The following is a 12330-nucleotide window of genomic DNA, read 5'->3' on the forward strand; positions in this document are numbered from 1 at the left end:
ATTCCTCATGCGATGTCCGGCCGGTCGGCGGTTCGCCTCTCCTGGAACTCCATCCGATCGCAAGGCGGTCGAATGGAGTTCTCGGTCATTGATCTCGCCGCATCGTCTGCGACGAACCGGTATCCACTTCGTCGGGCAATGCTCTAGCCGCCGAGGCGCTCCAGCATGGCGGCGATCGCCCGGATCTGGACGGCGTTCTTCGAGTAGTAATCGGGGTTGCGCGGGGTGGGCGAGCTGTAGCCCCACCAATCCCAGCAGCCGTCGGGGTTCTGCAGGTCGCCGCCGTCGCTTCCCTCCACCTGCGGGTAGAGGACGATGATGTCGTTGCTCTCGGCCATGTGGTTGTAGCCGGTCGTGGTGATGTAGCGGTTGCCGTAGGGCGGCTGGTTGGCGGCATCGGGCAGGCCCCGGACGTAGTTGACGTAATTGTAGCCCTGCTTGCAGCCGTGCAGCGCGATGTGCACCCGGGCCTGCGCCCGCCCGGCCAGCACCCCCGAGGGGACGTAGGCGTAGCCGAAGTCGCTCATGCTCGCGCGCTTGTTGCCGCCGAAGAACTCCCGCTGGTCGAAGCGGATCAGCCGCCCCGTCAGATGTTCAGCCGGCTCGTTCAGGTCGCCATAGATCTGACGGAGGATCGCATGCGACTGCATGAAATTGCCGTTGTTGATGTAGGGCGGCCGGTTGTCGGCGAGGGGCGAATCCTCGAGGTTGTCGGTGATGATCGAGTGGCCCGCATTGACGACGTCGTCATAGAGGATGTTGGCGGGATCGACGCCGAGGCGCAGGTAGAACTCCCGCGTGCGGCTCACCACGTCCGGATAGACGACGCAGTCGGACCGGCCGGTGAAGATGTAGAGCCGGTGATCGGCGAGGGCCTCGAGCGGGTCGATCAGGCCGAGGCCCGCCGCGTCCCGGGCGAGCGCCGCGAGATCCCCGGCATCCGGCGCCATCTGCGGGATGAGCGGGTTCATCCCGATGGCCAGCGCGCCGAGCTGGAAGGCATCGGCCGCGAGCAAAGCCGCCCCGCGGAACGATTCGGCGCAGCGGAACGGCCCGCCCGCGATGATCCCGGCCCCCTTGAACTTGCTGGAATGGGCGAGGTGCATCTGCACCGTCATGAATGCGCCGGAAGACAAGCCGGAGATGGAGCTCTCGCCTTGCCGAACACCGTACCGTGACAGACGCTCGGCCATCTGGCTCTGGTAGCCCATGTCTTGATCTCCCGACACGTCGCGCCCACACGACATGTCTTTCCATCTCGGGATCTCTTGCCGTCCGAGATGAGGCCGGACCACAGCACGGCAGGGATCATCTCGCAAGTGCAAAAAAATTGGGAAAGTTTTTTGCAACGCCAAAAAAGCATAATGGGTCGGCGATGACGCCCGAATCACGGCGCGGCACACTTGCGATCCAGACCGCAATACGACGTACATGTACCGCTCAGGACGGCGGAAGCGGCCCCCGGCGCAGTCCCGTTCCTTCCCCTTCCCCTCGGGCGCACGGGATCGTGACGGCGGGCCGATTTTCGCCACGGTTGCGGCTTAGCCCTGCGGCCAACCCTGGCGCGGGGACCTGGTAACCGTTTGTTGACGGTTCTCGGCAACCCTGCGTTCACCATGGCGGCCACGCGGCCCGAGCGAGGAAGAGGGATCGTGCGAGCGCTCAAGCGTGCCGGCCGCGGCGCGGCCGACCCGGCCCGGGAACCCCTCCTCCGTCGATCCCGCGCCTGCCGTCGCGGCGCGATGGCCCTCGTCGCCTGCCTGGGGGCGGTCCTCGGCTCGACCAGCGGCACCCAGGACGCGGTCGCCAACGGCGACACCCGCACGATCTCGATCTTCCACGAGCACACCAAGGAGAGCGCCGCGATCACGTTCAAGCGTGACGGGCGGTACGACCGGGCGGCCCTGGAGCAGCTCAACTGGCTCCTGCGCGACTGGCGCCTCGACGAGCCGACCAAGATGGACCCACGCCTGTTCGACGTGGTGTGGGAGGCACACCGCGCCGTCGGCTCGCAGGACGCGATCCACGTCGTCTCGGCCTATCGCTCGCCCAAGACCAACGCCGCCCTGCGCCGCCGCTCCCGCGCGGTGGCCGAGCACAGCCAGCACATGCTCGGCAAGGCGATGGATTTCTACCTCGCCGACGTCTCGATCGACCAGATCCGGGCGATCGGGATGCGGATGCAGCGCGGCGGCGTCGGCTGGTACCCGCAGGCCAACAGCCCCTTCGTCCATCTCGACGTCGGCTCGGTGCGCTCCTGGCCGCGGATGAGCCACGACCAGCTCGCCCGCCTCTTCCCCGACGGCCGCACCGTCCACCTGCCCGCCGACGGCCGGCCGATGCCGGGTTACGAGGTCGCCAAGGCCGAGATCCTGGCCCGCGGCGGCAGCGTGATGGGCGTGAGCCAGGCGATCGCCGCGGCGGACGAGGAGGACAGCCCGAACGTCGTCGGCCAGTTCTTCGCGATGCTGTTCGGCGGATCGAAGCCCGCCGCCCCGCCGCCGGCTCCCGTGGTGCTGTCCGGCCGCGCCGGCCGCGTCCGGCCGGTGGCCCTCGCCAGCGCCCAGCCGGAGGATGCCGGCACCCGCGACGCCCTGGCTTACGCGGCCCCCGCCGCGCCGGCCGCCCTGCTGCCGCAGGCGGCCGCCCGGCAGGCCGCCCTGCCGGAGCCGGTGCCCGTGCAGCCGGAGGCCGCCCCCGCCGCCGCGCCCGAGCCGGATACCCGCAGCGCCGAGCCGGCGCCCGAGGCGCCGGCGAAGACCACCCTGGCATCCACGCCGCTGCCGCCCCGGCGCCCGTCGGAATTCGCCGCCCTGGCGGAGGCCCTGGTCGCCGCGCCGCCGCCGTTCGCCGGGCACCTGCCGGCCAGCGTGCCGCTGCCCCCCGCCCGACCGGCCTCGATCCAGGTCGCCTCGGCCGAGGCCGACCCGGCGGCCCTCGGCGCCATGCTCCAGCCGCGCCCCCGGGCGACGCCCGCGCCTGTGCCCGTGATGCCCGCGCCCACCGACCAGAAGACGCAGCTGCGCGCCCTGTTCAGCGCCGCGGCGGCCGCCCCGGCGGTCGAGGCGGCGACCGTGCGGATCATCCAGCGGCCGAAGGGCGGCACCCCGCCCGCGGGCCTCGTCTCGGCGCCCGCCGGCACGGTGGCGACCCGGTTCCAGAACGGCTCGTCCGAGGACGCGCCCGGCACCGGCCGCTTCAGCGGATCGGCCGTCGGACGGCGCTGAGCGCGACAGGCCGTGAACTGGGTCGAGGCGATCGGCTATCTCGGGACCGGTCTCACCATCGCGTCGACCGCGATGAGCACCATGATCCCGCTGCGGGTCGTCTCGATCCTCGCCAGCGTGGCGGTGATGACCTACGGCCTCCTGACCGGCAGCATGCCGGTGGTGCTGACCGAGGCGATCCAGATCCCGTTCAACGCCTGGCGGCTGTACCAGATGGTCCGGCTGGTGCGCGACGTCGAGCGCGCCGCCGAGGGCGACCTCTCCCTCGAATGGCTCCGGCCCTTCGGCGAGTCCCGCCGCATCGCGGCCGGCGCGGTGCTGTTCCGCAAGGGCGACCCGGCCGACGAGATGTTCCTGATCGAGAGCGGCCGCTTCCGCATCGAGGAGCTGGATCTGGAGATCCTGCCCGGTGCCATCGTGGGCGAGCTCGGCATGCTCTCGCCCGGCAACCTGCGCACCGGCACCCTGGTCTGCACCGAGCCGGGCATCGTCCTCGGCGTGGCCTATGCGGACGTGAAGCAGCTCTACTACCAGAACCCGGAATTCGGCTTCTACTTCCTCAAGCTGACGAGCGAGCGCCTGTTCCAGGCGACGCAAGGCGCCCCTGCGCGGAATCCGGCGGGCGCCGAGGTGATCTGAGCCGGCTTACGGTGGCCGATCAGATTGCAACCCTCCACGGTTCCCGGGATGGCGAAAGCGGAGCTCGGTCCATGATGGGGCCACGGCAGGCTGGGCGCTTGTTTCACACGCCCCTTTCCCGGACGACTGGAGCGTCAGCGAAAGGAGATCCGGGATCCAGGGGATATGTGCCGCGAAGCGGCTCTGCCAATTGCGACGTTGCAGAGAGACGGACGCTTCGCGCATTCTTGTGCTGGATCCCGGATCTCCTTCCGCTTCGCTGCAGTCATCCGGGAAAGGGGGAGAGGTGAAACAGGGATCGTCCGACCGATGGAACTTAGTCTTTTGGTCGCCGTCCCCTGCCTCACCCCTCGATGATCGACCGGATCTTGGTCGCCAGGCCCTCCACCGGGAAGGGCTTGGTGATCATCTGCATGCCCGGGCCGAGATGGCCGTTGCCGAAGGCGGCGTTCTCGGCGTAGCCGGTCATGAACAGCACCTTCAGCTGAGGGCGCACCAGCCGGGCCTGGTCGGCGAGCTGGCGGCCATTCAAGCCCGGCAGGCCGACATCGGTCACCAGCAGGTCGATGTGGGAGGCCGATTGCAGCAGGCGCAGGCCCGCCGGCCCGTCGCCGGCCTCCAGGGTGCGGTAGCCGAGCTCGTGCAGCACCTCGACCACCAGGGCCCGCACGGTCGGATCGTCCTCCACCACCAGCACCGTCTCGCCGCGCTCGGCCCGCGGCACCTCGCCCCGCACCTCGGCGGTCGATTCGACCTCGCCGTGGTAGCGCGGCAGGTAGAGCTTGACCGTCGTGCCCTGGCCGGCTTCCGAGTAGATCTTGACGTTGCCCTCCGACTGCTTGGCGAAGCCGTAGATCATCGAGAGCCCCAGGCCCGTGCCCTGGCCGAGCGGCTTGGTGGTGAAGAACGGGTCGAAGGCCCGGGCGATCACGTCCGGCGGCATGCCGGTGCCCGTATCGGTCACGCTGATGCACACGTACTGCCCCGCCCGCACGCCGATGTCGCGCGCGGCATAGGCGTCGTCGAGATGGGCGTTGGCGGTCTCGATGGTGAGCCGCCCGCCCTCCGGCATCGCGTCGCGGGCGTTGATGGCGAGGTTGAGGATCGCGTTCTCGAGCTGGTTGGGGTCGCAGAGCGTCAGCCACAGGCCGCCGGCCACCACCACCTCCAGCTGCACCCGCTCGCCCAGCGTGCGGCGCATCAGCTCGTCCATCGAGCTTACCAGCCGGTTGGCGTCGACCGCCCGGGCTTCCAGCGGCTGGCGGCGCGAGAAGGCGAGGAGCCGGTGGGTCAGCGCCGCGGCGCGCTGGGCCGAGGCCATGGCGAGGCCGGCATAGCGCGTGAGGTTCTCGGTGCGGCCCTCGTTGATGCGGGTCTGCATCAGGTCGAGGGAGCCGACGATGCCGGTGAGCAGGTTGTTGAAGTCGTGGGCGATGCCGCCGGTGAGCTGGCCCACCGCCTCCATCTTCTGCGACTGGCGCAACTGCTCCTCGGCCCGCTCGCGCTCGGCCACCGCCTCGCGCACCCGCGCTTCGAGCGTGTCGTTGAGCTCGCGCAACGCCACCTCGGCCCGTTTCGACTCGGTGACGTCGTAGATCACCCCGACATGGCGAAGGCCCGAGGTCTCGGTGTCGCGGATCGCCTCGCCGCGGCGCACCAGCCAGTGCACCTCGCCGGTATCGGCGAGCCGCACCCGGGTCTCGATCGGCGGCAATTCGCCCTCGTGGCGCTGGTCGGGGGCCAGCAGCGGCGGGTCGCCCTCGATCACCAGCGCATTGACGGCGCTCGCCGCGACGGTGCGGGCCGGCACCAGGCCGAGCAGGCTGCAGAATTGCGGCGAGGCGGTCACGGTGGCGAAGCCCGGCACGTGCTCGAAGGCGCCGACCCGGCCTGCCGACTGGGCGATGCGCAACCGCTCCTCGACCCGCTTCTGCTCGGTGACCTCGACCAGCACGCCGGTGAAGCGGGCGGGCCGGCCGTCGGCACCGAAATGGCAGCGGCCGCGGGCATGGACCCAGCGCACCGAGCCGTCCTGGGCGAGCAGGCGGTACTCCTTGTCGAACACCTCGGCCCCGCCGAGGATGCCGCTCACCGCGAGGCGCAGCCGCAGGCGGTCGAGGGGATGGATGCCGGTGAAGAAGGCGCTCGCCGGCAGCGGGCCGGGCGCGAGCGGCACGGTGCCGGGCCGCGGCGGGGGACTGAGCCCGGTGAGCGCGGCGAAGCGCCCGTCGACGTGCAGGCGCTTCTCCGCGATGTCCCAGTCCCAGGTGCCGGCGATGCCGGCCGAGGACAGGGTCAGGGAGAGCTGGCGCTGCGCCTCGGCCAGCCGCCGCTCGATGTCGGCGAGGCGCTCGCGCCCGGTCTCGGCCTCGTGGACATGCGACATGTCCACCTGCGAGGCGAAGAAGTTGACGAGGCGGCCGGCCTCGTCGTGGATCGGGCAGATCAGCAGCTGGTTCCAGAACCGGCTGCCGTCGCGGCGGTAGTTCAGGAGCGTGACCCGGACCACGCGCTCCTCGCGCAGGCCCTCGCGGATCGCCGCCATCGCGCCCGGATCGGTGTCCGCCCCCTGCAGGAAGCGGCAATTGCGCCCGATCACCGCGGCGGCGTCGTAGCCGGTGAGCGTCAGGAAGGCCTGGTTGGCGAACACGACCGGGTTGTCGGGGAGCTTAGGGTCGCTGATCAGCATCGGCTGGCGCGAGTGCTCCAGCGCGACGAGGAGCGGCCCGGCGCGGGTGCGCGCCGCCGCGATGGCCGCCGCGAGGGCGGTGCCGTCGGGGGCGCTCACGCGGTGGGTCCGGGACGGGGGCCGGGCGTCATGCGTCGAGATCGCCGAGGGCGCGGGCGATGAACTCGTCGACCAGGAGCCGCAGGTTCTCCAGCGACGGCAGGTCCATCAGCATCGCCAGGTAGCCGCGAATGTCGCGCTCGCTCACCGAGAAGTCGATGTAGAGGAACAGCACCAGGGCGTCGGCCCCCGCCGCCTCGCCGGTCTCCAGCCCGAAGATCCGCGGGCCGTCCCCGCGCACGATGCCGGGCAGCGACATGGTGAGCGTGCGCTGGAGCATGTTCGCCATGGTGGCGAGGCAGCCGTTGAGGATGATGTTGCCGGTCTCGGCCAACGCCTCGTCCTCGAGGGCGGCGACCTCCTCGGGCGACAGTTCCTCGCCGGCGACGGCCCGGACCAGCTCGCGGCCGTTCTCCTGCGGGAAGATCAGCAGGGCGCGCCCCGCGAAGGCGCCTTCGAAATCCTGGTGCACCACCACGAGCGGCGCCGCCTCGCGCTCGCCGATCAGCCGCGCGGCGGCCTGGCGCGAGACGATCTCGACGGAGGGCACCGAGAGCAGCACCTGGGTGCCGATCATCTGACGCAGGCTCGCGGCGGCGCGGCTGACCCCGATATTGACGAGCTCGGTGAAGGCGTCCTGCTGCATCTCGGTCAGGCCCGCCGATGCAGCGGAACTCATGGTGTCATCGTTCACGGCGTGCCGCCCCGGCGCAGGCGTAAGCTCACGCCCGAGAGGAAGCCCGCCAGCGCCTCGCCGGTGAGGGGCTTGGCCAGGAACGTCGCCTCGAGCTCGCGGGCGCGGGCGATCACCTCGTCCTGGATGTTGGCGGAGATCACCGCGATCGGCATCCCCGGCCGCGTCGTGCGCAGGTCCTCCGCGAGGGCGAGGCCGTCCTTGCCCGGCATGTTGAAGTCGAGGAGCGCCATGTCGACGGGCTCGGCCGCCACGATGGTCGCCGCCTCGTCGGCATTGGCGGCCTCGCGCGCGACCCAGTCCGGCCGGGCCTGCCGCAGCAGCCGCACGGCGACGGCGCGCGCGAGCTTGCTGTCGTCGACGACGAGGACGGTGACGGGCGCGGGGGCGGTCGGAGGCTGCGACATGGTGAGCATCTAGGCGGTTTCGGCCGAAAGGGGAATGGAGACAGCGGTTTTCCCGACGGCCATGCACGACGGAGCGCGACCCAGCCTCTTGGACGCGGGCTGCCCGTGGACGGACGAGGCGCGGAACTCCTCCTCTCCCTGCGGGCGGCAGGGCCGTCCGGGGAAAGAAGTGGCGCATGCTTTTCCCTCCCCCTCCGCGGGGGAGGGGGCCGGGAGAGGGGACGCCGCTTCCGGGGATGTCGCGACCATGATGACAGGCGTCACCTGGAGCAGCGTCGCGCTGCCCCTCTCCCGCCCGGCTCCGCCGGGCACCCTCCCCCGCAGAGGGGGGAGGGAGAAACCCGCGCTATTTCGTTTCCCCCGACAGCCCTGCCGCCCGCGGGGAGAGGAGATGTCCCGCGTCCCTTCCGTCCTTTGATGGCTACCACCAGCCCCGCCGGATCGCCCCGGTCTCGCCGAAGTAATCCGGCGCCGGCTGGACCACCGCCGGCTCCTCGGGCTCGGTCGCGGTGGCGACCGGGCGGCGGGGGCTCGGGCGGGGTGCGGCCTGCTGCTGCTGCGCGAGATCGCGATGCGGGCGCGGGGCCGTGCCGGGATGGCCGGGAGGGGTCGCGGCGGGTCTCGAGCCGGCGACCTTCGGCTTGTGGCCGGCCTCCGGCGGCAGCGCCTCGGTCGAGAGGCCGAGCGCCACCTTCACCCGGGCGTTGATGCCGTAGAGATCGGGCAGGCTGCGCAGGGGTCCGGAGCCGTCGGCCTCCAGCGTGAAGTAGGCCAGGTGCACCGGCAGCTTCTCGGGCAGCATCACCGTGCGCTCGCCCTTGCCGATCAGTGTCTTCAGCCGCTCGGTCGGCCAGCGCGGCCCGAGCACGACCTGCGCGAAGCGGAACGGATCGTCGACGCGCACGCAGCCGTGGCTCAGCGCCCGCTCCGAGCGGGAGAACAGGCTGCGGTTCGGCGTGTCGTGCAGGTAGACCGCGTGGTCGTTGGGGAACATGAACTTGATGAAGCCGAGGGCGTTGCGCTCGCCCGGCGGCTGCCGGATGGCGATGCCGTTGCCGCGCTTGACCACCTGATAGCCCAGGCGCGCCGCGTAGTTCGGGTCGCGGGCGAGGCCGGGGAGGAACTGGCTCTTGAGGATCGAGGGCGGCACCGTCCAGGACGGGTTGACCACCGCGTAGGTCATCTCGCCGGAGAAGATCGGCGTCGGCGAATCGGGCTTGCCGACGATCACCCGCGCTTCATCGAGGACGCGGCCGTCGCGGATCACCCGCACATTGTATTCGGGGATGTTGACGAAGACGTGGGTGCGGCCGAGATCCGCCGGCAGCCAGCGCCAGCGCTCCATGTTGGCGAGGAGGTCGGCCTCCTGCCGGTCCGGCGCGGGGCCGGCGAGCGCCGCCACGGTGGCCGGATCAAGCACGCCGCTGGCCTTCATGCCGCGCTGGCGCTGGAAGCTCGCCACCGCCGTCGCCACGCCCTCGTCGTAGGCGGTGGCATCGGTCGCGCCGCCGAGCCCGAACCGGGCGCGGATCAGCGGCACCCGCGGGTCGCGCATGCCGGTCTTCAGCGCCGGGCCCTTGGGCAGGCGCACCATCGGCACGGCGCGGTTCGGCTGCTGGGCGCGCAGGCTCGCGAGCTTCGCCTTCAGGGCGAGGTAGCCGGGCTGCCCCGGATTGTAGGCCTGGAGCAGGCCGCCGGCGGCGGCGCCTGCCGGGGTGAGGCGGGTCAGCACCGCATCGGCGGAGGGCAGGTCGAGCTTCGGGGTGATGAAGCGCGACAGGCGCGACGGCTCGATGCGGCCGCCGCGGGCGTCGCGGGCGTAGAGCACGGCCGCCGCCGAGAGCTTCAGGTCGGCCTCGGCCCGGTCGGCGGGCTTGGCGTGGGGCGGATCGAGGAGCGGGATCGGGTAGGCGAGGGGGTCGAGCCCGTCCTCGCCCGCCGCCTGGAGCCGGGCGATCACCGCCTTGGCGGCGTCGCTCCAGCCGGTCTCGGTGAGCCAGACCGACTTGAAGGCGCCGAGCGCGTAGAAGGCCTGCATCGCCTCGCGCTGCTTCGTATTGAGGCGGCGGATCAGGGTGAAGTTCGGGTCGGCGAGGCGTGCGGCCACCACCTCGGCGACCGGGTCGCCGGGGGCGGGCGGGGGCAGGGCGGGCGCGGCCGCCTCCGCCGGGGCGGGGGCCGCCTCCGCGGGCGCCGGATTGCCCGGCAGGCTCGCGGGCTGGGTCGGGGCGGAGTCGGGCAGGACGGGAGCGGGCTCGGTCGTGGAGGCCGGCTTCGGCGCGTCGGCGGGATCGGGCACCGCCGTGACGGGCTTGAAACTGTCCGGGCCGGGCGGGAGGACGTCGATGCCGGCCCGGGTCGCGTCCTTCCCGGACGAATCCTTGGGCACGTCCGGGATCGTCGTGATCGCGGGAGGCGGCGTCGTGGCCACGGCCCCCGGTGCCGCCGCGGCGACGCCTTCGGCCCGCGCCGCCGGCAGGCCGGCTTGCGCCGCCAGCAGCACCGCGAGGGTCGCTGCCGCGCCCGCGTTCCGGCCGGTCCTGCGCCTGGGAGCCATGGTCCTCTCCTCGAAGCCGCGGCCGGACGAAAGCGGCCACGCTGGTCAATCTAGACTAGTAAACACGCCGGTGCAGGCCGTGCCATCGCACGGCAGCCACACCCAGGCGACATGCAACCTTGACGACTTGCAACCTTGGGCGTGCGCCGCGTGTTCTGGCGCACCGCGACGGTGATCGCGGTGCGAAACCGTGGCGGCGACCGAGCGATACGCCGCCCAAGACGGGAAGAATGCGGTTTTCTTCGGACCGGATCCCGCGCGGGCGCGTAGATCAGGCGGCGTCCTCGGCCTTCTCGTCGTCGAGGCCGAGCTCCTTCAACTTGCGATAGAGTGTGGAACGGCCGATGCCGAGCCGGCGCGAGACTTCCGACATCCGCCCGCGGTAGAATTGCAGGGCGTAGCGGATGATCTCGCCTTCCAGCCCCTCCATCGTCTTCATCTCGCCCGTCTCCTCGGCGACGAGGGAGAGGGCGTGGGGGTCGCGCACCTCGACCCGGACGATCTCCCGCACCGGGGCCGGCCCGGCGCCGGGCTCTGGCGAGGCCGGCAGGGGCGGGATGCGCACGTCGAAGCCCTCGACCTGGGCGGCGATCTGCGGGAACTCCGCCACGGTCAGCTCGTCGCCGTCGGCCAGCACCACGGCGCGAAACAGTGCGTTCTCGAGCTGGCGCACGTTGCCGGGCCAGTCGTAGCGGGTGACCAGCGCCATCGCCTCCGCGGCGATGCCCCGCACCCGCTTGCCTTCTTCCGCCGCGAAGCGGGCGCAGAACGAGCGGGCGAGGTCGGGGATGTCCTCGCGCCGGGCCCGCAGGGGCGGCAGGGTCATCGGGAAGACGTTGAGGCGGTAATACAGGTCCTCGCGGAAGCGGCCCTGCTTCACGAGGTCGAGGAGCGAGCGGTTCGTCGCCGAGATCAGCCGGATGTCGACCCGCACGCTCTTGCGGCCGCCGACCGGATCGACCTCGCCCTCCTGGAGCGCGCGCAGGAGCTTCACCTGCGCGTCGAGGGGCAGCTCGCCGATCTCGTCGAGGAAGAGCGTGCCGCCGGAGGCCTCGACGAACTTGCCGAGATGCCGCTCGGTGGCGCCGGTGAAGGCGCCCTTCTCGTGGCCGAACAGGGTCGATTCGACGAGGTTGTCGGGGATCGCCCCGCAATTGACCGTGACGAAGGGCTTGCCGCGGCGGTCGCCCGAGCCCTGGATCGCGCGGGCCAGCACCTCCTTGCCGACGCCGGATTCGCCCTCGATCAGCACCGGGATGTTCGATTTCGCCGCCCGCTCGGCGAGCCGCATCACCCGGCCCATGTCGGGGCTCTTCGAGGTGAGGTCGCGGAACGAGAGGGCGCCCGAGGCGCGCCGGCGCATGCGCCGGATCTCGTCCTGGAGTTGGTCGACCTGGAGCGCGTTGCGGATCGAGACCTGGAGCCGCTCGGGGCCGGCGGGCTTGACCACGAAATCGACCGCGCCGGCCCGCATGGCGTTGACCACGGCGTCGATCGAGCCGTTCGCGGTCTGGACGATGACGGGGGTGTCGATGCCGGCCTTGCGCAGTTCGGCCAGCACCCCGAGCCCGTCGAGGCCGCCCGGCATCGCGAGGTCGAGGAGCACCACGTCGATGCTGGAATCGGGCGCCCGGATCGCGTCGAGGCCGGCCGCGCCGCTCTCGGCCACCACGGCCTCGAACCCGAGGCGCCGCACCATGGCCTCCGCCAGCCGGCGCTGCACGGGATCGTCGTCGACGATGAGGACCGTGGTGGTCATCTGTACTCCTCGGAAGGATCGGCGCCGGGAGGCGCCGCCCTGAATGCCCTCGGTGCGTCCGGCCCGGCGAGCGGACGACCGGCGAATCACGCGGCTGTTTCGTTTCGAGCCGCATGCTGCGTCACAAGCGTAAAGTGGCTCTTAACGCCAACGAGAGGTTACCGGGGCACAAGCTTGCCTTCGGGCAAGCCTCCCTCCCGCCAATCCCCCCTCGCGCCGCAATCGCCGCGGCGTCGGTTGATCGCGGGCGGGTCGCGGC

General features: G+C 71.6%; 8 protein-coding genes. 2 read left to right on the top strand and 6 right to left on the bottom strand.

Annotated elements, in window-relative coordinates; translation table 11 throughout:
- Positions 1 to 143: 143 nt before the first annotated feature.
- Positions 144 to 1118, bottom strand: a complete 975-nt coding sequence (locus tag DK412_RS09490) for a poly(3-hydroxybutyrate) depolymerase (protein ID WP_245447519.1) — start codon at positions 1116 to 1118, stop codon at positions 144 to 146.
- Positions 1119 to 1742: 624 nt separating this feature from the next.
- Between DK412_RS09490 and DK412_RS09495 the strand changes: the two genes are divergently transcribed.
- Entirely contained in the window at positions 1743 to 3227 is a 1485-nt protein-coding gene (locus DK412_RS09495; protein ID WP_109971756.1) for a DUF882 domain-containing protein, read from the top strand.
- A 12-nt stretch (positions 3228 to 3239) separates the two neighbouring features.
- On the top strand, positions 3240 to 3866 hold the full coding sequence (locus DK412_RS09500; protein ID WP_109971757.1) for a cyclic nucleotide-binding domain-containing protein: 627 nt from the start codon (positions 3240 to 3242) through the stop codon (positions 3864 to 3866).
- 343 nt (positions 3867 to 4209) lie between these two features.
- Here DK412_RS09500 and DK412_RS09505 read toward each other — a convergent pair whose 3' ends face one another.
- From DK412_RS09505 to DK412_RS09525, 5 genes are all read right to left on the bottom strand, one after another.
- Positions 4210 to 6654 (bottom strand): PAS domain S-box protein, encoded by a 2445-nt coding sequence (locus DK412_RS09505; protein WP_245447521.1) that lies wholly within the window; start codon positions 6652 to 6654, stop codon positions 4210 to 4212.
- Between the two features lie 28 nt (positions 6655 to 6682).
- Positions 6683 to 7333 carry a chemotaxis protein CheX gene (locus DK412_RS09510; RefSeq protein WP_109971758.1) on the bottom strand — a complete coding sequence of 217 codons (651 nt, stop codon included), beginning with the start codon at positions 7331 to 7333 and terminating at the stop codon, positions 6683 to 6685.
- 11 nt (positions 7334 to 7344) lie between these two features.
- The gene (locus tag DK412_RS09515) at positions 7345 to 7755 is read right to left on the bottom strand and encodes a response regulator (protein ID WP_109975164.1); all 411 of its coding nucleotides are present in this window, start codon (positions 7753 to 7755) and stop codon (positions 7345 to 7347) included.
- 421 nt (positions 7756 to 8176) lie between these two features.
- Complete coding sequence (locus DK412_RS09520) at positions 8177 to 10312, bottom strand: L,D-transpeptidase family protein (RefSeq protein ID WP_109971759.1); 2136 nt, start codon at positions 10310 to 10312, stop codon at positions 8177 to 8179.
- Between the two features lie 271 nt (positions 10313 to 10583).
- Positions 10584 to 12071: a sigma-54 dependent transcriptional regulator gene (locus DK412_RS09525; RefSeq protein WP_109971760.1), complete on the bottom strand. Its 1488-nt coding sequence runs from the start codon at positions 12069 to 12071 to the stop codon at positions 10584 to 10586.
- Positions 12072 to 12330: the final 259 nt, after the last annotated feature.

The sequence above is a fragment of the Methylobacterium sp. 17Sr1-1 genome, from assembly GCF_003173775.1.
Classification (GTDB): Bacteria; Pseudomonadota; Alphaproteobacteria; order Rhizobiales; family Beijerinckiaceae; genus Methylobacterium.